This window comes from Kitasatospora cheerisanensis KCTC 2395 (genome assembly GCF_000696185.1).
GTDB lineage: Bacteria > Actinomycetota > Actinomycetes > Streptomycetales > Streptomycetaceae > Kitasatospora > Kitasatospora cheerisanensis.
Genome location: NZ_KK853997.1, coordinates 1,387,532 through 1,408,807, shown reverse-complemented (window position 1 = coordinate 1,408,807; position 21,276 = coordinate 1,387,532). Strand labels below are relative to the sequence as shown.

The window sequence follows — 21,276 nt, the reverse complement described above, 5'->3', positions numbered from 1 at the left end:
CCGGGGTGGACCGGCGTCGGGTGGTGGGGGTGGACGCGCCGGCCGGTCCGGCGTCCGGCTGTGCGATCGGCGGGCGGCTGGTGCTGACGTCCGCGCACGCGGTGGGCGGGGGCGCGGCGGCCGTCGGGGTGCGGGTGCGGGTGTTCCGGCCGGGTGCGCCGGGGCGGTTCGGCGCGGTCGTGGTGTGGTGCGGCCGCGCGCGCGGCCGGGACGACGCGGCGCTGCTGCGGGTGGACGAGGACCCGGGGTGGGTCGAGCCGCGGCCGGTGCGCTGGGGGCGGCTGGTCACCGACCGGACGGGCGTGGACTGCCAGGCGTGGGGCCTGCCCGAGCACGCGCAGCGCGACGGCTGGGCGGCGCAGGTGGAGCAGCCGTCGGGGTGGCTGAACCCGGGCAGCGGGTACGTCGCCGACCGGTACGTGATGACGGTGCGGGAGGCGGCGCCCAACTGGGCCCGGCCGGAGGCGCCGTGGGGCGGCATGTCGGGCGGGGCGGTGTTCTGCGGGCCGCTGCTGACGGGCGTGGTGGCGGCGGAGCGGGCGCACACCGGCAACGGGCAGTTGGTGCTGTCGCCGGCGTACGCGCTGCACCACGAGCCGGCGTTCCGGGCCGCGCTGGTGGCGGGCGGGCTGCCGGCGGCGGAGCTGGAGGCCGTGGAGCTGCACGAACTGGCGGACCCGGCGGCCCACCCGGAGCGGCACGGCACGCCCGCGCGGTCGCCCGTCGCGCTACTGCACGCGGCCCGGCGGATCGTCCCGTTCCACGGCCGGGACGCGCTGCTGGAGGAGTTGCGGGCCTGGTCCGCCCCGGCCGGGTTCGACGCCGGCCTGGTGCACGGGCCGGCCGGCCAGGGCAAGACCCGGCTGGCGCAGGAGTTCGCGGGTGAACTGTCCGCGCGGGGCTGGGCGGTGCTGTGGCCGCAGCCGTCGGCGGAGGGCGAGGAGCTGTACGGCCTGCGGGAGGTGACCCGGCCGCTGCTGGTGGTGCTCGACTACGCGGAGAGCCGCACCGAGCAGCTGGTCGGGCTGGTCCGGGCGGCGGCGGACCACTCGGGGAGCCGCCCGTTCAAGGTGCTGCTGCTGGCCCGGGCCTGCGGCGACTGGTGGGAGCGCGACCTGCGCAGCCGGATCGGCGAGCAGCTGGACGGCGCGCCGGAGTGGCCGCTGGGCGGCCTGGAGGACGACCTGCCCCCCGACCGGTCGGAGCCGTACCGGGCGGTGGCGGCCCGGTTCGCGGCGGCGCTGCCCGCGCTGCCGGAGTGCGAGGGCCCGGACTGGGCGGCGCTCGCCGCCGCGCTCCCCGGCCCCGGCGGGCTCGGCGACCTGCGGTACGGCAATCCGCTGACCCTGCACATGACCGCCCTCGCCGACCTGCTGGACGCGGCCCGGCCGGGCGCCCGCCAGGGCGGCACGCAGCAGGTCGAGGACCGGCTGCTCGACCACGAGCGCCGCTACTGGCTGCGCGCCGCGCAGGCGCGCGGGCTCACCGCCGTGCTGTCGCCGGACACCCTGGAGGCGGCGCTCGCGGCCGCCCACCTGACCGGCGCCGCCGGGCTGGAGCAGGCGCGCGAGCTGTGGCTGCGGGTCCCCGTGCTCGCGGACCAGCCGGCCGACGTCCGCGACCGGGTCACCCGCTGGCTCGCCGGTCTGTACCCGGCCGTCGCGCCGCAGCCGTTCGGCAGCCTGCAGCCGGACCGGCTGGCGGAGCGTCAGGTGGCCCGCGTCCTGCAGGCGGACCCCGCGCTGGCGGGCGGGCTGGTGGCGGGCGCGGACCGGGCGCAGCGCGGGCAGCTGGTCACCGTGTACGCGCGGGCCGCGGCGGATCCGCTGCTGGCCGGCGGCCTGGACGCGCACCTCACCGAGCTGTGCGTCCGTCACCACGGCCTGCTGGCGCGGGCGGTGGTGGACGCCGTCACCCGCAGCGCCCGGCCGGCGCCGCTGGTCGCCGCGCTGCGCACCGTCATCGAGGACCGGTCGGTGCCGCTGGCGGACCTGCGGGCGCTGCACGGGCTGTTCCCGGCGGCGAGCGTGGCGCTGGCGGACACGGCGGTGCGGCTGGGGCAGCGGATCGTCGAGGGGTGCCGGGCGGAGGCCGCGGCCGATCCGGGCGCCGGGCTGCCGGTGCTGGCGGTGGCCCTGGGGGAGCTGGCGGAGGCGCTGGGCGAGGCCGGGCGGCCCGGGGAGGCGGTGGCGACGGCCGCGGAGGCGGTGGAGCTGCACCGGCGGCTCGCCGAGCACGACCCGGAGGAGCAGTTGCCGAGGCTCGCGCTGGCCCTGGGCACGCTGTCGAAGGTGCTGCTGGTGGCGGGCCGCAACGAGGAGTCGCTGCCGGTGCTGCGGGAGGCGGTCGAGGTGAGCCGTGGCCTGACCGGGCTGGACGGCGGCTACCTGCTGGACGCGGCCGGGCCGGGGCGGGCGGTGGCGGTGCGGCCGCCGGACGCCGAACTGTCGCAGGCCACCCGGGAGTCGGTGGGCCGGTTCCGGCTGCTGGCCGGCGCCGACCCGCTGCGCTACCTGCCGCACCTCGCGCTGATGCTGGTCCTCCAGGCGGCCGGCCTGGCCGCCGTCGGGCAGGCCGGGGAGGCGGTGGAGCCGGCCCGCGAGGCGGTGGATCGGCTGCGGGCACGGCCGGAGCCCGGCCCGGACGAGCTGCTGGTCCTGGTGCTGGCGCTCGGCGTGCTGTCCGGGTGCCTCGGCGAGGCGGGCCGGGCCGAGGAGGCGGCCGGGGCGGCCCGGGAGGCGGTGGCGGGCCTGCGGGAGCTGGCGGAGCGGGGCAGGACGGCGGAGCTCGGCCTCGCCCAGGCGCTGGCCGGCCTGTCCCGGATCCTGGGCGAGGCGGGCCGCCACGGGGAGGCCGTGGAGCTGGCCCGGGAGGCCGTCGACCGGCTCCGGCCGCTCGCGGCCGACGACCCGGACGCTCAACTGAAGCACCTGGCACAGGAGTTGAACAACCTGGCCATTCAGCTCGGCGAACTGGAGGAGTGGGACTCGGCGTTGGAGACCGCGGCCGAGTCGGTGCGGCACCACCGCCGCCTGGCGGGACTGGGCGGCGGAGGGCGCCGGCAGCCACTGGCACTGGCCCTGGTCGCACTCGCCAAGGCGCTGGGCGACCAGGGCCGTTGGGAGGACGCCCGGGCGGTGGCCCGGGAAGCGGTCGAGCTGTTCGACCCGGCCGCGGAGCAGGACGCTGCGGACCGGGACGCCGCGGACCGGGACGCCGCGGAGCAGGACGCCGCGGAGCAGCCGATCGGCTTGGCGGCGGCGCTGATGAGCGAGGCCCGGGCGCTGAACGCCCTGGACCGGCACGCCGAGGCGCTGCCGGCCGCCGAGCGGGCGGCCGCCGGGTTCCGCGCCGGCCGCCGGCAGCAGATGCTCGAAGAGGCGCTCGCGCTGCGGGCGGCGAGCTTCTGCGCGCTGGGCGAGTGGGAGGCGGCGGAGCGGGCGAGCCGGGAGATTCTGTCGGCCGGCCGCGAGGCCCTGCCCGGCCGGCGGCACCGTTCGGCGACCGCCCTGCTCGCGCTGTACGGCGTGCTGAACGACACCGGCCGGTTCGAGGAGGCGCTGCGGGTGATCGCCGAGGCGGTCGACGGGCGGCGGGCCTCCGGGCGGCGGTCCGGGCTCGGCGTGGTGCTGACCTTCCACGCCAAGGCGCTCGCCGCGGTCGGCCGGACCGACGAGGCGCTGACGGCGGGGGAGGAGGCGCTGGCGTGCTGCCGGGAGCTGGCCGCCCGCAACCCGGGCGCCCACCGGCAGGGGCTGTTCCTGGCGTTGAACGTCCAGGCGGCCAACCTCGGCGCGGCCGGGCAGTGGGAGCGCTCGGTGGAGCTGGCGGGCGAGGCCGTCGCACTGTGCCGGAGCGGGCTGGCCGCCCAACCGGTCGGGTGCACGCCGCAGCTGGCGCACGCGCTGGACACGCTCGCCCGGGGCCTCGGCGAACTCGGCGACACGGAACGGGCGTTGGCGGCCCGCGAGGAGGCGGTGGCGCACTTCCGGACGGCCGTCGCCCGCCGGCCGCGGGTGTACCGGGACGGCCTGGCCACGGCCCTCGGCGGCCTGACGATCGACCTGGCGGAGGCCGACCGGCCGGCGGAGGCCGCCGCCGCCGGGCGGGAGGCCGTCGAGCTGCGCCGCCGGTCGGCGGCGCTGTCCCCCGTGCACCTGGCGGCGCTGGCCGGGAGCCTGGTCGTGCTGGCGGCGGTGCTGGACCGGATCGACCGGCCGGAGGAGTCCGCGGCGTTGCGGGACGAGGCGGTCGGGCACCTGCGGGAGCTGGCCCGACAGGATCCGGAGCACCGGCCGGACCTGGTGGAGGCGCTGTGCGAGCGGGCCGAGGGCTCGCGTGCGGCGGGCCGCCCGGACGAGGCGACGGCCGACCTCCGGGAGGCGGTCGACCTGGCGTCGGCGCTGGCCGGGTCGGCGCCCGACCTGCACACGGCGCTGTACGTCCGGGCGGTGAACGGGTACGCGGCGATGCTCTCCTCGTCCGGCCGCTGGGAGGAGGCGCTGGCGGAGGGCGCCGAACTGGTGCGGCGGCTGCGCGCGGTGGCGGCCGACGGGCGGAACCGGCCGGAGCTGGCCGACGCCTTGGCGGCGCGGGCGGGCGGGCTGCTGATGGTGGGCCGCTGGGAGGAGGGGATGGCGGACTGCGCGGAGGCCATCGGGCTGCTGCGGGAGCTGCCGGAGCGCCCGACGGAACTCGCCCTGGCGCTGTCCAGCATGTCCGCGGCGCTGCTGGCGTCGGGGCGTCCGGCGGAGGCGCTGCCCGTGGCGGCGGAGGCCGTCGGGCTGCTGCGGGCGGCGGCCGGCCCGGACGGCGGCGGGTCGGCGGAGCTGGGCGGGGCGCTGGGCAGTTGGGCGGGGGCGGCGGCAGCGCTGGGGCAGGTCGCGGAGGCGGTCGCGGCCGGCGAGGAGGCGGTCGGCCTGCTGCGGGCCGCGGCGGCGGACGATTCGCTCACCCACCGGCCGACGTTCGTCCGGGTGCTCGGCGCCCACCTGATCCAACTGGGCGTCCTGGGGCGGTGGGAGGAGGCGCTGACGGCGAGTCGGGAGATTCCGGAGCTGTTCGGGCCGCTGCCCGAGGACGCCCCGTTCGCCGATCGGGCGCTGGCGGCGTTCGTCCGGCTGGTGCCGGCCCGCGCGCTGGCCGAGTCCGGCCGCTGGGAGGAGGCCGCGGAGCACTGGGCGGCCGGGGGCGAGCTGCTGGAGACGCTGGCGGAGGACCGGCCCGAGCTGTTCCTGCCCACGGTGGCCGAGACGGCCGGCCTGCTGGCGGGCGCGCTGGTGGCGCTCGGCCGGCTCGCGGAGGCCGAGGAACTGGACGCCGGGGCGGCGGACCGGATCCGGTCGGCGGAGGCGCCGGATCCGGCGAACCTCTGTTCCGCGCTCGCGAGCGGGTGGAACGTGGCCGCCGCGGCGCTGTACCGGCAGGGCCGCTTCGAGGCGGCGGGGCAGTCCTGGTGCGTGGTCGTCGAGCACCGCCGGTGGGCGGCCGAACAGGACCCGGACCGGTACCTGCCGCTGTACGCCGACTCGCTGCGCGGACTGGCCGACGCGCTGCTCGCCGTCGAGCTGCCGGAGGAGGCGCTGACGGCCGTTCAGGAGGCGGTCGCGGTCGGCCGGGAGCGCCTGGCGGAGGAACCGGGCAGCGCCGAGCGGACGGCGTGGCTGGCGGGCGTGCTGGACAGTCGGGCGGTGGTGCTGCACCTGCTGGACCGCTTCGCCGAGGCGGCCGAGACCGCCGAGGAGTCGGCGGGGCACTGGCGCGCGCTGCTCGCCGGGGATCCCGCGGCCGGACCCGCGCTGGCACTGTGCCTGGTCCGGCTCGGGCTGTGGCGGGAGGCGGTCGGCCGGGACGACGACGCCCGGGAGGCGCTGCAGGAGGCGCTCCTGCTCCACCGCGCGCTGGCCGAGGAGGACCCGGGGGAGTTCGGCGAGGCGCTCCAGGACGTGGTGGACCTGCTGGCGGAGTTCGACACCGAGGACTGACCCGCGCGGGTCGGCGGCCGGCCGCCGCGCACCCCTTTTCTCCGTACGTCGTACCTAGTACTCTGCTGTGCAGCGGTACTACGTACGATGTACTCAGAAAGGGCCTGCCATGAGCGACCCGGTCATTGCCGTCCGCGGCCTGGGCAAGACGTTCGGCGACACCCGCGCGCTCGACGGACTCGAACTCGACGTCCCGGAAGGGGCGGTGTGCGGTCTGCTGGGGCCCAACGGGGCCGGCAAGACCACCCTGGTGCGGATCCTCGCCACGCTGGTGCGGCCCGACCGCGGGGAGGCGCGGGTGTGCGGGCACGACGTCGCGCGGGACGCGGCGGCGGTGCGCCGGGTGATCGGACTGGCCGGGCAGTACGCGGCAGTGGAAGAGGGGATCACCGGCCGGGAGAACCTCGAACTGCTCGGCCGGATGCACCACTTGGGCGCGGCGAAGGCCCGGGCCCGGGCGGCGGAGCTGCTCGCGGAGTACCGGCTGGAGGAGGCCGCCGACCGCCTGGTGCGCGGCTGGTCGGGCGGCATGCGCCGCCGCCTCGACCTGGCGGCCAGCCTGATCACCCGCCCCCGGGTGCTGTTCCTGGACGAGCCGACCACCGGGCTCGACCCCCGCAGCCGGCGCGAGATCTGGTCGGCCGTACGGGAGTTGGCCGCCCAGGGCTCCACCGTGCTGCTCACCACCCAGTACCTGGACGAGGCCGACCGGCTGGCCGACCGGATCACCGTGCTGGACCGCGGGCGGGCCGTCGCCGACGACACCCCGCAGCGGCTGAAGGCCGCGATCGGCGCCCTGGTCGAGGTCACCCTGCCCGAGGACGCCGACCTGGAGCGGGCCCGCGCCGTACTGGCCGTGCTCACCGGCGGCGCGCCCGTGGTGGACGCCGAGCAGCTCCGGGTCAGCGCCGTCTCCGACCCGGCCCGGTCGCTCGTCCTGCCGCTGCTGGTACGGGAGTTGGACGCGGCCGGGGTGGTCGCCGTGGACGTGGCGGTGCGCACGCCCTCGCTGGACGACGTGTTCCTGGCGCTGACCGGCGCCGAGCAGAAGGAGTTGGCCGCATGAGCACGATGACGATGCCCGTGGACGCCGCCGCGTCCGCCCGCCGGATCCTGCTGGTCTACCGGCACTCGCCCGGGCTGCTGCTCTCCTCGCTCGCGGTGCCGGTCGCCATGGTCGGCGTGTTCGGGTACGTGTTCGGCAGCGCGATGAACGTACCGGGCGGCGGCGACTACCGGGAGTTCCTGATGCCCGGACTGTTCGCGATGGTCGCACTGAACGCCGTCATGCCCGCCATGGTCGGCGGCGCCCGGGACGCCGGACGGGGCGTCACCGACCGGCTGCGGTCGATGTCGGTGTCCCGGCTCGGGCTGCTCACCGGGCAGGCGCTGGCGGACCTGCTGGTGGCGGCCGTCGTCCTGGTGCCGACCGCGCTGGTCGGCCTCGCGGCGGGCTGGCGGATCCGGCACGGGCTGGGCCCGCGCTCGGCGCGTTCGGACTGCTGCTGCTGTTCCGGTTCGCCTGCGGCTGGCTCGGCACCGCGCTCGGCCTGGCCGTCGGCAAGGAGGAGACGGCCGGTCAACTCGCCGTCCTGGCCATCCCGTTGTCGATGCTGACCAGCGCCTTCGTGCCGACCGGCGGGATGCCGGGCTGGCTGGCCGCGGTCGCCGAGTGGAACCCGGTGAGCGCCGTGGTCGAGGCCGGCCGGCAGCTGTTCGGCAACCCGTCCGCGCCCGGCGGGGCCTGGCCCGCACAGCACCCGGTGGCCGCCGCGCTCGGCTGGTGCGCCCTGCTGCTGCTCGTCGCGGTGCCGCTGGCCGTCCGCAACTTCGCCCGCTCCGGGCGCTGATCCGCCGTCAACCCGACGGCCAGCGTCGCCTACTGGACATCCGGGCCGGTGCGGCAGAGGGTGGCGCCATGGAGTACACCCACCTCGGCCGCACCGGCCTGTCCGTGTCCCGGCTCTGCCTGGGCACCATGAACTTCGGCGTGCACACCGAAGAGGCGGACGCGCACCGGATCATGGACGCCGCGCACGGGCACGGCATCAACTTCTTCGACACCGCCAACGTCTACGGCTGGGGCGAGAACAAGGGCCTCACCGAGACCATCATCGGCAACTGGTTCGCCAAGGGCGGCGGCCGGCGCGAGAAGACCGTGATCGCCACCAAGCTGTACGGCGACATGGGCGACTGGCCCAACGAGGGCCGGCTCTCCGCGCTCAACATCCGCCGCGCCGTCGACGCCAGCCTGCGCCGCCTGCAGACCGACCACATCGACCTCTACCAGATGCACCACATCGACCGGGCGACCCCCTGGGACGAGATCTGGCAGGCGATGGAGGTGCTCACCCTCCAGGGCAAGATCGTCTACGTCGGCTCGTCCAACTTCGCCGGCTGGCACCTCGCCCAGGCCCAGGAGGCCGCCAAGGCCCGCCACTTCCTCGGCCTGACCAGCGAGCAGTCGCTCTACAACCTGATCGAACGCAGCGTCGAACTCGAGGTCGCGCCCGCCGCCCAGCACTACGGCCTCGGCCTGATCGCCTGGTCGCCGCTGCACGGCGGCCTGCTCGGCGGCGTGCTGCGCAAGGAGCGCGAGGGCGTGCGCCGCACCCAGGGCCGGGCCGTCGACACGCTGAACGAGCGCCGCGAGCAGATCCAGGCGTACGAGGACCTGTGCGAGGAGCTCGGCCACGAGCCCGGCGACGTCGCGCTCGCCTGGCTGCGCAGCCGCCCCGCCGTCACCGCGCCGATCGTGGGCCCCCGCACCGAGGAGCAACTCGCCGCCGCCGTACGGTCCCTGGACGTCGAGCTGGACGCGAAGACGCTGGAGCGGCTGGACGAGATCTTCCCCGGCCACCGCACCGCGCCGGAGCACTACGCCTGGTGAGCCCGGGGGCGCGGCCGCCGCGGGACGGTCAGAACCAGACCGTGCAGCCGCGCCCCTCCAGCCGCTCCACCAGCCCCGGATCCGGCGCGGACGGCACCCAGCGCAGGTCCAGCTTCTCCAGTGCGGGCAGGTCGGCCAGCCACTCCGGCAGCGACGTCAACGGGCAGGCCCGCAGGTCGAGTTCGCGCAGCCGCGGCAGCGCGGCGAGCGAATCCGGCAGCGCCGTCAGGGCGTTGTCGCGCAGCTCCAGGCAGCGCAGCTCGCGCAGCGCGCCGAGCGAATCCGGCAGCGTGGTCAGGGAGTTGCCTTGCAGGCGCAGCTCGCGCAGCCGGGCCAGCGCGCCGACGGTCTCCGGCAGGCTCTTCAACCCGCAGTTCTGCGCCCGGAGTTCCACCAGCGAGGCCAGGTCGCCGATGGTGCCGGGCAGTTCGGCGAGCGGGTTGTCGCCGACGTTCAGGTAGCGCAGGCGGTGCAGGCGGCCGAGCGAGGCGGGCAGCGCGGTGAGCCGGTTGTCGTGCAGGTAGAGGAAGCCGCCGAGTCCGGTCAGGTCGCCGATCCGCTCGGGCACGGCGGTGAGCGCGTTGTGGCCGAGGTCCAGGGTGCGCAGCGCGGGGAAGTCGCCGATGGCGTCCGGGAGTTCGGTCAGCCGGTTGTCGGCGAGGATGAGCACCTCGGCGTCGGTGCGCTGCCAGACGTGCTCCGGCACGGTGGCGAGGCCGGCCCGCCACAGGTTGACCACTGGTCCGGTTCCGTTCATGGGGCGCTCCGTTCGCCGGGGAGACGGCGATCATCGCACAGCCGGGACGGCGCGGGGCCCGGCCCGGCTGGGGAACCGGGGGCGCGGGGTGGACGGCGCGGGCGCAGGGGTGCGGGGGTGCGGGCGCGACGGTGCGGGGCTGTCGGCGTAGGGCTGTCGGCGTGGGTGCCGGCGTGGGGCTGTCGGCGTGGGGTGTCGCGGGCGGACGTCCGCGGGATCGGGATGAAAGTACGTCAGGATGACCGGGTGAAGCCGATCAGCCATGCGGTGCCCTACTACTCCCAGTGGGAGTCGCCCGAACTCGTGCCCGACATCCTGGACGGCACGCTGCGCGCCGCGGACGACCCGCTGTGGGAGCGGTCCGGCGCGGCCGACGAGGCCGAGTACGAGTACTGGTCGTGGCGGCTGTGCGGCATGGCCTGCCTGCGGATGGTCCTCGACCACTGGTGGGGCGTCGCCCCGGCGGCGGTGCGGCTCGCCGAGGAGTGCGAGCTCGCCGGCGCGTACGTCCGGCACCCCGACGGGCGGCTCGACGGCCTGATCCACTCGCCGTTCGCCGACTACGCCCGCACCCGCTGGGGCCTGGACGCGCAGGCGGTCAGCCCGCTGCCCGCCGACCGGCTGCCGGAGGAACTCGCCCGCGGCGTGCTCCCGATGATCTCCGTCCACCCCGGCATCCGGACGCTCGCCGCCGACGTGCCCCGCCCCGGCGGCCACCTGGTGCTGGCCGTCGGGGCGGACGACGACGCGCTGTACATCCACAACCCGTCCGGCTTCCCCGACGGCTCGCAGCGTGCCGCCCGCGTCCCCTGGGCCGACCTCGACCGGTTCTACGCCGGCCGGGGCATCCTGCTCGGCCCGCCGCCGTACTGACGCGCTGATGCGCTGTGGCGCTGACGCGTTGCCGTACTGATGCGCCGCCCGTACTGGCCCGGTGCCGGTGCCGGGCCGACGGGTCGTCAGGAGGCGTTCGGCAGGCCGATCGGCGTGGTGGGTGGCAGGTCGGCGCGACAGAGGGTGGAGATCGGGCGGAGCGCGGCGGCGAGCTCGTCGAGCTCGGAGCGGTGGAAGTGCGTCCAGACCCGGGCCGCGGCCAGGTCGGTGGCGGCCTCCAGGGCGAGGTGGCGGCGGCGGCCCTCGGGGGTCAGCGAGCCGTCCGGGGCCAGCCAGTGACGTTCGGTCAGGCGGGCCGTCGCCTCGTCCCATTCGGCGTCGGTCCAGCCGCGGTGCGGCTGGAGGGTCTCCCGGCGGGTGTCCAGCGCGCAGCGCACCACCAGCGCCTCGCAGCCGTCCAGGCCCTCGGCGACCAGCGCCGCGACGTGGCCGTCGCCGCGGTGCTCGCGCAGCACCGTGGTGGCCTGCCACAGCCGGGCCAGCGACCCGTCCGGCCGGGGGAGCACGGCGTTCGCCGCGGCCAGCACCCGGCCGGCGCAGTCCAGTCCGTCCACGGCGCGTTCCAGCAGTTCCACCGAACGGTCGATCAGGTCCGGCTTGACGTCGACCAGCACCCGGCCGAGCGCGCCCGTCGCGCCGTCCAGCCGGGCCTGGAGGGCCAGTTCGGGCGCGGCCCGGTCCCACAGCTCCGGCAGCGCCCGTTCCACCATCTGCGGCGCGAAGTTGAAGAACGCGGCGACCACCGGCGCGGCGTCCACCGCCCCGAGCGGCGCCGACCGGCCGCCGAAGTAGCCGCGCCAGTAGCCGCGCAGGCCCGCCGACTCGTACGCGGCGCGGGCCTCGGGGGAGAAGTAGGTGAGGGCGTGGACGGGTTCGAACAGCCACCACAGGGCACGGGCGGGGTGGACGACCTGGGTCATCGGACGCCTTTCGGTGAGGGTCGGGCTGCGGGTCCAACGGCGTGGTCCGACTGCGCGGGCCGAGCGCGTGGGGTCCAACTGCCCCGTGAGCCTGCCAGAGCGGGTCGGCGGCGGGAAGGGCGGACATTGCGGGCGTGTGAACAGTTCCGCCGGGGCGACGGGTCAAGAGGTTCCCACGGTGTGGGGACAGGTCACGGTTCGACGGGCGGCATCGCCAGCGGGTTGATCGGCATCCGGGCCCGGCAGATCGCCGCGATCGGCCTCAACACGGCCGTCAACCGGTCGAGTTCGGGCTGCGACAGCCCCTCCCACACCCGGCCCGCGGCCAGGTCGGTGGCGGCCTCGACGGCCTGGTGGCCGCTCCGGCCGAGCTCGGTCACGGCGCCCTCCGGGGTCAGCCAGCCCCGTTCGGCCAGCCGTGCCGCCGCGGCGTCCCACTCCTGGTCCGTCCACCCGCGCATCGGCTGGAGCACCCTGCGGTCGGCGTCCAGCGCGCAGTGCAGCACCGGCGCCTCGCAGCCGTCCAGCCCGGCCGCGACCAGTGCCGCGACGTGGCCGTCCCCGCGGTGCTCGCGGAGGTCGTTCGCCGCCTGCCACAGCTGTCCGAACCGGTCCGCCGGCCGCGGGAGAGCGACGTTCGCGGAGGCCAACACCCGCCCCGCGCAGTCGAGTCGGGCCACCGCCTGCTCCAGCGCGGCCGCCGCCTCCGCCACCTGCCCGACGTCCACCGGCTCCAGCAGCCGGGCCAGCGCCGCCGCCGAACTCTCCACCCGGGCGGCCAGCGCCTGCTCGGGGCTCGCGTGCTTCCACACCTCCGGCAGGGCCGACTCCACCATCCGCGGCGCGAAGCTGAAGAACGCGGCGATCACCTGCGGCGCGTCCACCGCGCCCAACGGGGCCGAGCGGGCGGCGAAGTAGCCGCGCCAGCTGCCGTCCAGGCCGATCCCCTCGAAGGCCGCGCGGCTCTCCGGCTGGAGGAAGGCGACGGCGTACACCGGCTCGAAGAGCCGCCACAGGGCGCGGGCGGGGTGGACGGGTTCGGACATCGGGACCTCCCACGGGACTGCCGGACGGACGCGGACGGCCGTTGGCGCGGGAGGCCGTCCACGTGCTGATGACCACGGCGACGGCCCCGGTAACCCCGGCCGGGGTGTGACGACGATCACCCGGGGGCGGGGCGCGGGGAAGCCGGTGCCCCGGCACGGGATGATGGGACCAGGCACGCGGCCCGCGCTGCCCTCCACCCCCTCGCACGAAGGCAGTCGGTCATGGCGCAGATCAACCCCAGCATCCTGTCGGCGGACTTCGCCCGCCTCGCCGAGGAGGCCGAGGCGGTGCGCGGCGCGGACTGGCTGCACGTCGACGTGATGGACAACCACTTCGTCCCCAACCTCACGCTCGGCGTGCCGATCGTCGAGTCCCTGGCCCGGGCCACCAGCACCCCGCTGGACTGCCACCTGATGATCGAACAGCCCGACCGCTGGGCCCCCCAGTACGTCGAAGCCGGCGCCGGCTCCGTCACCTTCCACGTGGAGGCCGCCGCCGCGCCCGTCCGGCTGGCCCGCGAGATCCGCGCCAAGGGCGCCCGCGCCTCCATGGCGCTCAAGCCCGCCACCCCGATCGAGCCCTACGAGGACCTGCTCCCCGAACTCGACATGCTGCTGATCATGACGGTGGAGCCCGGCTTCGGCGGCCAGTCCTTCCTCGACATCATGCTGCCCAAGATCCGCCGCACCCGGCAGCTGATCGACAAGCACGGCCTCGACCTCTGGCTCCAGGTGGACGGCGGCGTCGCCCCCGCCACCATCGAGGCCTGCGCCGAGGCCGGAGCGGACGTCTTCGTGGCTGGCTCGGCCGTGTACGGCGCGGCCGACCCCGCCGAGGCGGTGCGCGCCCTGCGGGCCCAGGCCGAGACGGCGACGGCCGCGGCCGGGTGGGGCTGCCGCCACTGACGGCGGAGCCGTGCCGGGGCACCGGCGCGGTCGGTGCGGTCGGTGGGTCGGTGCGGTTCGGCCCGGGGTGAAACCGGACCGACCCGGCGGGCGTCCTGTGATGCGCCTGACGAGTCTTCCGGGCGTTCAGCGGTGACGGCACGTCACGGCCGAGGTGGGTGTCACGAATGGCGGCGACTCGCAGGTGACGGCGGGTCATGGGCGGAGCGGAGCAGAGGTGCGGGCGAGGGGGCGGTCAGGCGTGCGGTCAAACGTGCGGCCGACGGGGGTAGTTGACGTTGCGACGGTTCGCCCGGGCACGGACGGAGCGGGCGGGGCGGCCGGCCCTGGGGAGGGTGGCCCGCGGACGACGGACGTGCCGAGCCTCGGACGGCGGCGGCTGCTGGGTGCGCTGGCCGTCTCCGTGCTCGGTGCGGGCGCGGTCGGCGGCGCGATGATCGAGGACGTGCTGCCCGGCGGCGCCCGGCTGCGTCGCGCCGTCGGGCTGACCGGCACCGACGGCAAGGTGCCCGCGGTGAGCCCCGGGCGGGTGCGCACCGAGACCGAGCGCTCCCGGGCCCGCGGCCGCGACGTCCGACTGGTCGTCATGGACCCGCCCGGAGCGGACCGTTCGGACCTGCCGGTCTGCCTGGCCCTGCACGGGCACGGCGGCGACGCGACGAACTTCGTCGACCTCGGCGTCCCGCAGTTCCTGGCCGAGGCGGTCGGCGCCGGCGCCGCGCCGTTCCGGGTGGTCGCGGTCGACGGCGGCGACAGCTACTGGCACGCCCGCACCCCGGCCGACGACCCGATGGCCATGCTCACCGCCGAACTGCCCGGCTGGCTCGCCGCGCGCCGACTGGCCGCCCCCAGCGCCGTGCTGGGCATCTCGATGGGCGGCTCGGGGGCGCTCCAGTACGCCCGCGCCCACCAGGGGCGGCTGTCCGCGGTCGCCCTGCTCAGCCCCGCGCTGTTCCGCAACTGGGGTGACGCCCGCACCGTCGACGCCTACCGCGACCAGGCGGACTGGCAGGCGCACGAGCCGCTCCAGCACCTCGACCAGCTCGGCCGGGTCGACCGGATCGGCGTCTGGTGCGGCACCGAGGACCCGTTCTGCCCCGCCGCCCGCAAGCTCTCCGGCCCGCCCGCCACCCGCACTTCCTTCCCGCGCGGCGAGCACACCGCCGGGTTCTGGCGGCGCGTCATGCCGGACGCGATGGCGCTGCTCGCGGGCCGCTGACCGCCGGTCCTCCAGCGGTGACCCGGCGACGTGTCGGGACGCCGCAACCGGGGCGGGCGGGGCGGCGGGCCGATACTGGCCGCCATGAGCAACCTCGATCTCAAGCCCGCCCCGGCGGTGTGCGGTCAGCAGGCCGCGGCCGGCCCCGTCAAGGACCTGCTGACCGGCCGTCAGGTGCCGCTCGGGGAGTCCACCGTGGTGCGGCGGCTGCTGCCCGGCCTCGGGCGGCGGATGGTCGGCGCCTGGTGCTTCGTCGACCACTACGGGCCCGACGACATCGCCGACGAACCCGGCATGCAGGTGCCGCCGCACCCGCACATGGGCCTGCAGACCGTCAGCTGGCTGCACGAGGGAAGCGTGCTGCACCGCGACAGCCTCGGCAGCCTGCAGACCGTCCGGCCCCGCGAGTTGGGGCTGATGACCTCCGGGCGGGCCATCTCGCACTCCGAGGAGTCGCCCCGCGAGCACGCCCGCTACCTGCACGGCGCCCAGCTGTGGGTGGCCCTCCCCGACTCCCACCGGCACACCGGACCCGCCTTCGAGCACCACCCCGAGCTGCCGGTCGTCACCGCGGACGGGCTCACCGCCCACCTCATCCTCGGAACCCTCGACGGCGCGACCTCCCCCGGCACCACCTACACCCGCTCACCGGAGCCGACCTCACCCTCCGGGCCGGCGCCGCCCACCGCCTCCCCGTCGAGGAGGGCTTCGAGTACGCCGTCCTCGCCATGTCCGGCAGCGCCGAGGTCGACGGCGTCCCCGTCGAACCCGGCTCGCTGCTCTACCTCGGCTGCGGCCGCCGCGAACTCCCCCTCCGCGCCCGCACCGACGCCGCCGTCCTCCTCCTCGGCGGCGAACCCTTCACCGAACGCCTCGTCATGTGGTGGAACTTCATCGGTCGCACCCACGACGAGATCGCCCAGGCCCGCGAGGACTGGACCACCGGCACCCGCTTCGGCGAAGTCCACGGCTACCCCGGCCCCCGCCTGCCCGCACCACCCCTCCCCGCCCTCCCCCTCAAGCCCCGCGGCCGGGAGCGCTGAACTGCGGTGCGGTGGTGCGGGTGGTGAGTTCGACGAGGCCGTTCTTCAGGCCGTGCGGGCCGACGGCGACCTTGCCGCGTCGGCGCCCGCCGGGTCCAGGGACTGGACGGAGGAGAGCGTCGGCCCCATGCAGGGCGTCCACCCGATGCCGAAGACCAGTCCGAGGACGGGAGCGCCCAGGAGGCCGACGGCCGGGCGGTGGTGGCTGCGGAACTCGCGCTGCGCGAAACCCGGGAGGACTCCGGCGAAGGAGAGTCCCATGAGGATGGTGAAGACCCCGGAGATCTGCTCGATGAGTCGCTGGTGGTTCTGCAGGGTCTGCCCGAAGTAGCCGAAGAGCGCGCCTTCCGAGACGAAGACGGCGGTGAAGCCCAGGACGAAGAGCGCCGCCCCGGTCAGCAGGCGGCCGCGCCGTCGGCCTTCCGCGTCGGCCAGGTCCCCGGCCGAGAGCCCGGTGACGTAGGAGAGGTAGCCCGGAACGAGGGGCAGGACGCACGGCGAGAAGAAGGAGACCAGGCCGGCGAGCAGCGCCACCGGCACCGCCACGACGAGCGCGCCGCTGAGAACCGTCCGTCCGCCGTCCACGGCAAGCGTGGTCGCCACGGCCCCGGTCACGGGTTCACCTGCCCTGCGCGGGTCCCGGCTGCCCGCGCATTGCCCATGCCGGACTTGCGCGCCCACGTCCTCGCAGGTCGCGCGAGCTTGCCCAGCGTCCCGCTGAAGGCCTTGGAGAAGCACATCCGAGGAGCTTCGCACAGCAGACGTGCGGCGCGGCACGGCCCCTCCTTGTTGCGCAATGGCCCGGCCTGCCATGCGGTCTGAGTGGGCGTCACCACCTCGGTGGCCTGCTGGACGACGTCGGTGGCCCGCCCCGGTCGGTGCGGGCCGCCTGTTCATGGAGTGGGGCTTCGAGGAGATTCGAGGGTGTCGGCGTCAGCTCTCGGTCGACTCTTCGGCGTCTTCGTCTCTGATCTCCTCCGGGGCGAGGCGGCGACTCCTGCTCGGTTCGGCGGTGGTCGCGTCGCCCTGCTCGCCGGAGTCCGGTTCGGTGTCTTCGGCGGGTGTGTTGAGCGGGTGCTTCTGGTCCTGGTCGTCGAGCGGAGCGCCACCGGCTCCGCCCTGAGGAACGTCGTCCACGGGTCCTCCTCCGGTTCGCCGGGTGATCGGCTGTCGGCGCGTGTACCCGGCCTGCGGCGGTGAAACCCGGGTGGGAGTCCGGCCCTACGGCGGTCCCGCCGCGTACGCCGGGAGTCGGAGGGGCGGACCGTCCCCCGGCCGTACGGGACGCGGGGGCAGCGGACCGGAGACTGGGAGGCACGGCGAGAGGCCGGTTCGAAGCAAAGGGGAGCGGCATGCTGGTGCGGTACCGGCGGACGAGGTCCGTGCTGACGGTGGGGGCGGTGACGGCCGCGCTGGCGGCGCTCGCCCCGGTGGCGGCGTTCGCCGCGGGGGATCCGCTGCGGCGGTACGCGCAGCAGGAACTGCGCTGGGAGCGCTGCGAGGCGGGCGGTCCGGCGGGGTTCGAGTGCGCGAAGGTGCGGGTTCCGCTGGACTACGCGGACCCGGCCGGCCGGAGCATCGAGCTCGCCGTGTCGCGGGTCCGGGCGGGCAGCGCGGCGAAGCGGCACGGGGTGATGCTGATGAACCCCGGCGGCCCGGGCGTCCAGGGGCTGACGATGCCGGTGGAGATGGAGCCGCTGCTGCCGGCCGAGGTGCGGGACCGGTTCGACCTGATCGGGTTCGACCCGCGCGGCGTCGGCCGGAGCTCCCCGGTCGGCTGCGGGCTGACGGCCGACGAGCGGACCGTCCACCACCCGTACCGGGACAGCACCTTCGCGGCGGACACGGCCCGGGCCCGGTCGGTCGCCGACAAGTGCCGGGAGAAGGCGGGGGACGTGCTGCCGCACCTCACCACCCGCAACACGGCGCGGGACATGGACGTCCTGCGGGCGGTGCTGGGGGAGCGGAGGATCTCCTACTTCGGCTACTCGTACGGCACGTACCTGGGTGCCGTCTACACGCAGCTGTTCCCGCAGCGCGCGGACCGGTTCGTGCTCGACAGCGCGCTCGACCCGGCGCTGGCCTGGCGGGGGAGCTTCCGGGGCTGGGCGCCGGCGGCCGAACTCGCCTTCACCCGCTGGACGGAGTGGGCCGCCGCCCGCGACGCCGGGTACGGCCTGGGCGCCACCGCGGCCGAGGTCCGTCGGGCGTACTGGGAGCTGATCGCGCACGCCGACGCCACGCCCGTGCCGACCGACGGCGGGCCGCTCGACGGCGATGCGATCCGGTCCGGGTACGGCGCGTTCGTCCACCCGGAGGCCGTCACGCCCTGGATCGTCGCGCTGCGGGCCGCGGCTGCGGGCGGGCCGGCCGCGCCCGCGTTGCCGGCGGGCGAGGTGTCGGACAACGCGGCGGCCGTCACCTGGGCCGTCTTCTGCGGGGACTCCCGCAGCTGGCCGCGCGACCCCGAGCAGTACCGCCGGGACGCCGTCCGCGACCGGGCCCGCTACCCGCTGGCCGGCGACCTCGGGGCCACCGTCCAGCCGTGCGCGTTCTGGAAGCCGGCGGCCCGCGAGCCGGCCACCGCCGTGAACAACGACGTCGGGGCGCTGATCGTGCAGAACGAGTGGGATCCGCAGGCGACCCTCGCCATGGCGCAGGGCATGCGCCGCGCGATGCACGGCGCGCGGATGGTCACCGTCGCCGGCGGCGAGGGCCACGGCGTGGTGGTGGCCGGCCCGTCCTGCGCGGACGCCGGCGTGACGCGCTACCTGACCACGGGCCGGCTGCCCGCCGCGGACCTGACCTGCGGCGCTTCCTGAGGCGCGGCCGGCCGGGGCGCCCCTCGGTTCACCGGAGCGCGGCGACCTGCTCCCGTACCGCCGCGGCCTGGTGACGGCCCGCCCGGAAGGTGGCGGCCCAGCCGGAGAGGTCGGTCGGGTCCGGGCCGAAGATGGCCGCCGCGGCCTCGTCGGGGAACAGCGTCAGCAGGGTCTGCCCGTCGGCGGCGGCCGGTGCGTCGGCGGCCTGACGGGCCATCGGGTCCAGGAGGAGCACGGTGCGGGCGCCCGCCGCCAGGTCCAGGTTGGCGCCGGAGCGCAGCGCGCCGTCGACGTAGTGGAGCGCGCCGACCGTGACGGGCGGCGCCGCGCCGGGGAAGGCGCTGGAGGCCGCGACGGCGGTGGCCAGCGGGACGCCGCTGTCGCCGTCCCGGACGACGCTCTCGCCGGTCTCCGCCGCCACGGCGGGGACGAGCAGGCGGCGGCCGGCCGGCCAGGCGTCGGTGCCGACGAGCCGGCGCCGGGCGGCGACCAGCGCCCGTTCGGCGTCCGGGTCGGCCGCGCCGAGGGCGATCCGTCCGACCCGGGCGCGGGCCTCCTCCGGCGGCAGGCCGGCGCCGAGCACCGCGAAGACCTCGCCCATCAGGCGCCGGTCGGGCGGCGGCGGCGCGGAGCCGTCGGCACCGCCCGGCTCGGCGAGGAGCGCGAGGTCCCGGCCGGTGGCCAGCGCGGCGCCCACGATCGCGCCGGCCGAGGTGCCGACCACCAGGTCCGCGGCGGTCAGGTCGACGCCGAGGCCGCGCAGGCCGTGGGCGAGACCGGCCATCCAGGCGGTTCCGACGGGCCCGCCCGGGCCGAGTACGAGCGCGCAGTCCGGTGAGTGCACCGTTCCCCCTTCCTCGCTGTGGCGGTCACAGCGGTGATCACACCCCTCCGACGAACGGGCGGCCGGAGTCGTTCGCCGGCGCGGGCAGCTGACGGTCCGTCAGTCCGGTGCGGGCGGGCGGGTGGTGTGGAGGGTGGCGTGCAGGATGCGGGTGGTGTGGTGGATGTGGTGCGGGGCGGGCGCGGGGGAGAGCCGGGTGGTGCCGTGCAGGACGGCGAGGATCAGGTGGGCGTGGGTGTGCGGCGGGCGCGGGGTGGCGGGGTGGCCGGCCCGGATCGCGGTGGTGAGGTGGTGGTGGAGGCGGTGGTACAGCACCGGCGGCCGGTCGGGCGTCCAGTCCGGGTCGACGGTGAGGCGCAGCGCCGCCCGGAACCGCGGGTCGGTGTGCAGGCGGGTGACCAGGTCGTGCAGCAGGTGGGTGAGGGCCGCCGGCGCGGGCGGCTGCTGCCAGTGCGCGGCGGTGTCGTCGACCAGGGCGGTGGCCAGGTGGTGCTTGGACGGGAAGTGCGCGTAGAGGGCGCCCTTGGTCATGCCCGTGCGGGTGATGACGTCGTGGAGTTTGGCCGACTGGTAGCCGTGGAGGGCGAATTCGTGCGCGGCGGCGTCCAGCACGCGTTCGTGGGTCCGTTGTGCCCGTGTCTGTTTCACCGCTGAAGCAACCTCGCACTCCTCTGCCGTCGGGTGACAGATAACATACCTTCCAATAGGTATGTTATTGGCGCAAGGGCAGCGACAGGTGCTTCTGGGGTACCGCGGGGCGCACGGCCGGCGCGGGGCGGCGCGTCCGGCGTCGGACGGCCGCCCCCGGCACGGCGGTCAGCCGAGCGGGGCGCCCAGGGCGAGGTGCCCGGACAGCGCGCGCAGGAAGTCCGGGGCGTCGAACATCGCGCCCGCGGAGGCCACGCCGGCCGTCCTGGCCCGGCCGGTGAGCAGGCGGTCGACGGCCTCCACCGCGAGCGGCGCGCTGACCGCGTAGATGTCCTGCCCGGCGGCGACCGCGCGGCGCTCGGCGCCGCCGGAGCGGACCAGGACGTCCACCACGAAGGTCTGCGCGGAGCGGCCGCGCCCGTCGACGGCGGCCGGCGGGGCCGGGGCGGGCGCCGCCAGGTCCGCGGCGGCCTTCACGGTCATGTACGAGCGCACCTCGGGGACGTCCAGGTGGCTGGGGACGGTCACCACGTCGGCCATGGCGAACTCGCCGAGGACCGGCTGCGGGCCCAGCGGGGCCGGGAACGGCCACACCAGGGTCGGCAGCGGATCCTGGTGGTACGCCAGCCCGCCGCCGGTGAACCGGACCCGGCGCCCGCCCCGCCGCCGCCCCGACACCGCGCCCGCCGCGAGCGTGCCGGCCGTCGGGTGCCAGCTGCTCAGGCCGTAGGCGACGTGCGCCTCGTCCGCCGAGGTCCACTCGGCCATCGCCGCGGTGACCAGCAGGTCGCCGAGCGCGCCGAAGAACGCCATCGCCGGGACCACCGGAACGCCCGCGGCCCGGGCCCGCGGCCCGAACCGCGCGAAGGTGTCGAGGTTCGCCTCGATCTCGGCCGCCACGTCCACGTACGGGACGCCCGCGCGCAGCGCCGCCTCCACCAGCGGGGCGGCCGTGTCGGCGAACGGCCCGGCGCAGTTGACCACGGCGGCCGCGCCGCGCAGCGCCCGGTCCAGCGCGGCCGGGTCGTCGACCGCCGCCCGCCGCGCCTCGAAGCCCGGCCCGGCCTGCGCCAGCGCCGCCAGCCGGTCCGCGTCGCGGCCGACCAGCAGCGGGACGTACCCGCGCTCGTGCAGCTCCGCCACCACGAACCGGCCGGTGTGCCCGGAGGCCCCGTAGACCGCCACGACCCGTCCCGAATCCATTGCCTGCTCCCGCGTGCTCGACGACCCGGCCGAGGTGCTCGGCCGGGAACGATCCTGTCCGCTCCGGGAGCCGCCGCCCAGTGTCCGGAACGACACGACC

The 21,276-nt window shown here is 76.5% G+C and carries 16 protein-coding genes and 2 pseudogenes; 10 read left to right on the top strand and 8 right to left on the bottom strand.

The window, feature by feature from the left end; translation table 11 throughout:
• Positions 1-5 precede the first annotated feature (5 nt).
• The 5 genes from KCH_RS45875 to KCH_RS06235 all read left to right on the top strand — a co-directional run bounded on the left by KCH_RS45875 (position 6) and on the right by KCH_RS06235 (position 8,874).
• The gene (locus KCH_RS45875) at positions 6-5,984 is read left to right on the top strand and encodes a P-loop NTPase family protein (protein WP_157031918.1); all 5,979 of its coding nucleotides are present in this window, start codon (positions 6-8) and stop codon (positions 5,982-5,984) included.
• Positions 5,985-6,093: 109 nt separating this feature from the next.
• Positions 6,094-7,050: a daunorubicin resistance protein DrrA family ABC transporter ATP-binding protein gene (locus tag KCH_RS06245; protein ID WP_035859866.1), complete on the top strand. Its 957-nt coding sequence runs from the start codon at positions 6,094-6,096 to the stop codon at positions 7,048-7,050.
• A complete protein-coding gene (locus KCH_RS46530) occupies positions 7,047-7,601 on the top strand; it encodes an ABC transporter permease (RefSeq protein ID WP_341865352.1) in 555 nt (184 codons plus the stop codon). The genes KCH_RS06245 and KCH_RS46530 overlap by 4 nt, the downstream gene beginning before the upstream one ends.
• Entirely contained in the window at positions 7,484-7,834 is a 351-nt protein-coding gene (locus KCH_RS46525; protein ID WP_341865475.1) for an ABC transporter permease, read from the top strand. The genes KCH_RS46530 and KCH_RS46525 overlap by 118 nt, the downstream gene beginning before the upstream one ends.
• Before the next feature lie 68 nt (positions 7,835-7,902).
• Positions 7,903-8,874: an aldo/keto reductase gene (locus KCH_RS06235; RefSeq protein ID WP_035859861.1), complete on the top strand. Its 972-nt coding sequence runs from the start codon at positions 7,903-7,905 to the stop codon at positions 8,872-8,874.
• Positions 8,875-8,902: 28 nt separating this feature from the next.
• On the opposite strand, the gene KCH_RS06230 is transcribed toward KCH_RS06235, so the two are convergent.
• Positions 8,903-9,631, bottom strand: coding sequence for a leucine-rich repeat domain-containing protein (locus KCH_RS06230; RefSeq protein ID WP_035859859.1), 729 nt, complete (start codon positions 9,629-9,631; stop codon positions 8,903-8,905).
• A 222-nt stretch (positions 9,632-9,853) separates the two neighbouring features.
• On the opposite strand from KCH_RS06230, the gene KCH_RS06225 reads away from it, so the two are divergent.
• Positions 9,854-10,504: a C39 family peptidase gene (locus KCH_RS06225; RefSeq protein WP_035859857.1), complete on the top strand. Its 651-nt coding sequence runs from the start codon at positions 9,854-9,856 to the stop codon at positions 10,502-10,504.
• An 86-nt stretch (positions 10,505-10,590) separates the two neighbouring features.
• Here KCH_RS06225 and KCH_RS06220 read toward each other — a convergent pair whose 3' ends face one another.
• Complete coding sequence (locus tag KCH_RS06220) at positions 10,591-11,445, bottom strand: SCO6745 family protein (RefSeq protein ID WP_035859855.1); 855 nt, start codon at positions 11,443-11,445, stop codon at positions 10,591-10,593.
• 191 nt (positions 11,446-11,636) lie between these two features.
• On the bottom strand, positions 11,637-12,491 hold the full coding sequence (locus KCH_RS06215; protein WP_035859853.1) for an SCO6745 family protein: 855 nt from the start codon (positions 12,489-12,491) through the stop codon (positions 11,637-11,639).
• A 222-nt stretch (positions 12,492-12,713) separates the two neighbouring features.
• Here KCH_RS06215 and rpe point away from each other — a divergent pair, with 222 nt between their 5' ends.
• From rpe to KCH_RS06200, 3 genes and pseudogenes are all read left to right on the top strand, one after another.
• On the top strand, positions 12,714-13,397 hold the full coding sequence (gene rpe / locus KCH_RS06210) for a ribulose-phosphate 3-epimerase (RefSeq protein ID WP_035859851.1): 684 nt from the start codon (positions 12,714-12,716) through the stop codon (positions 13,395-13,397).
• Positions 13,398-13,752: 355 nt separating this feature from the next.
• Positions 13,753-14,616 (top strand): alpha/beta hydrolase, encoded by an 864-nt coding sequence (locus KCH_RS06205; protein ID WP_035859849.1) that lies wholly within the window; start codon positions 13,753-13,755, stop codon positions 14,614-14,616.
• Between the two features lie 84 nt (positions 14,617-14,700).
• A pseudogene (locus KCH_RS06200) lies at positions 14,701-15,659 on the top strand (pirin family protein).
• A gap of 69 nt (positions 15,660-15,728) precedes the next feature.
• Here KCH_RS06200 and KCH_RS06195 read toward each other — a convergent pair.
• Positions 15,729-16,262, bottom strand: a pseudogene (locus tag KCH_RS06195) (cytochrome c biogenesis CcdA family protein); the annotation flags it as partial.
• Between the two features lie 330 nt (positions 16,263-16,592).
• The gene (locus tag KCH_RS06190; RefSeq protein WP_035859846.1) at positions 16,593-16,796 is read right to left on the bottom strand and encodes a hypothetical protein; all 204 of its coding nucleotides are present in this window, start codon (positions 16,794-16,796) and stop codon (positions 16,593-16,595) included.
• 215 nt (positions 16,797-17,011) lie between these two features.
• On the opposite strand from KCH_RS06190, the gene KCH_RS06185 reads away from it, so the two are divergent.
• A complete protein-coding gene (locus tag KCH_RS06185) occupies positions 17,012-18,481 on the top strand; it encodes an alpha/beta hydrolase (protein ID WP_051652814.1) in 1,470 nt (489 codons plus the stop codon).
• Positions 18,482-18,509: 28 nt separating this feature from the next.
• On the opposite strand, the gene KCH_RS06180 is transcribed toward KCH_RS06185, so the two are convergent.
• The 3 genes from KCH_RS06180 to KCH_RS06170 form a co-directional block, all read right to left on the bottom strand.
• Positions 18,510-19,265: a patatin-like phospholipase family protein gene (locus tag KCH_RS06180; protein ID WP_063750260.1), complete on the bottom strand. Its 756-nt coding sequence runs from the start codon at positions 19,263-19,265 to the stop codon at positions 18,510-18,512.
• A 159-nt stretch (positions 19,266-19,424) separates the two neighbouring features.
• The gene (locus KCH_RS36975; protein WP_084223325.1) at positions 19,425-19,973 is read right to left on the bottom strand and encodes a TetR/AcrR family transcriptional regulator; all 549 of its coding nucleotides are present in this window, start codon (positions 19,971-19,973) and stop codon (positions 19,425-19,427) included.
• Positions 19,974-20,141: 168 nt separating this feature from the next.
• A complete protein-coding gene (locus tag KCH_RS06170) occupies positions 20,142-21,176 on the bottom strand; it encodes a saccharopine dehydrogenase family protein (protein ID WP_035859844.1) in 1,035 nt (344 codons plus the stop codon).
• Positions 21,177-21,276: the final 100 nt, after the last annotated feature.

What these genes read in the sequence shown, in the direction of transcription:
- KCH_RS06245 (WP_035859866.1), top strand. Translation starts at nt 6,094, where the DNA reads ATGAGCGACCCGGTCATTGCCGTCCGCGGCCTGGGCAAGACGTTCGGC.
- KCH_RS46530 (WP_341865352.1), top strand. Translation starts at nt 7,047, where the DNA reads ATGAGCACGATGACGATGCCCGTGGACGCCGCCGCGTCCGCCCGCCGG.
- KCH_RS06235 (WP_035859861.1), top strand. Translation starts at nt 7,903, where the DNA reads ATGGAGTACACCCACCTCGGCCGCACCGGCCTGTCCGTGTCCCGGCTC.
- KCH_RS06230 (WP_035859859.1), bottom strand. Translation starts at nt 9,631, where the DNA reads ATGAACGGAACCGGACCAGTGGTCAACCTGTGGCGGGCCGGCCTCGCC.
- KCH_RS06225 (WP_035859857.1), top strand. Translation starts at nt 9,854, where the DNA reads ATGAAAGTACGTCAGGATGACCGGGTGAAGCCGATCAGCCATGCGGTG.
- KCH_RS06220 (WP_035859855.1), bottom strand. Translation starts at nt 11,445, where the DNA reads ATGACCCAGGTCGTCCACCCCGCCCGTGCCCTGTGGTGGCTGTTCGAA.
- KCH_RS06215 (WP_035859853.1), bottom strand. Translation starts at nt 12,491, where the DNA reads ATGTCCGAACCCGTCCACCCCGCCCGCGCCCTGTGGCGGCTCTTCGAG.
- rpe (WP_035859851.1), top strand. Translation starts at nt 12,714, where the DNA reads ATGGCGCAGATCAACCCCAGCATCCTGTCGGCGGACTTCGCCCGCCTC.
- KCH_RS06185 (WP_051652814.1), top strand. Translation starts at nt 17,012, where the DNA reads ATGCTGGTGCGGTACCGGCGGACGAGGTCCGTGCTGACGGTGGGGGCG.
- KCH_RS06180 (WP_063750260.1), bottom strand. Translation starts at nt 19,265, where the DNA reads ATGGCCGGTCTCGCCCACGGCCTGCGCGGCCTCGGCGTCGACCTGACC.
- KCH_RS06170 (WP_035859844.1), bottom strand. Translation starts at nt 21,176, where the DNA reads ATGGATTCGGGACGGGTCGTGGCGGTCTACGGGGCCTCCGGGCACACC.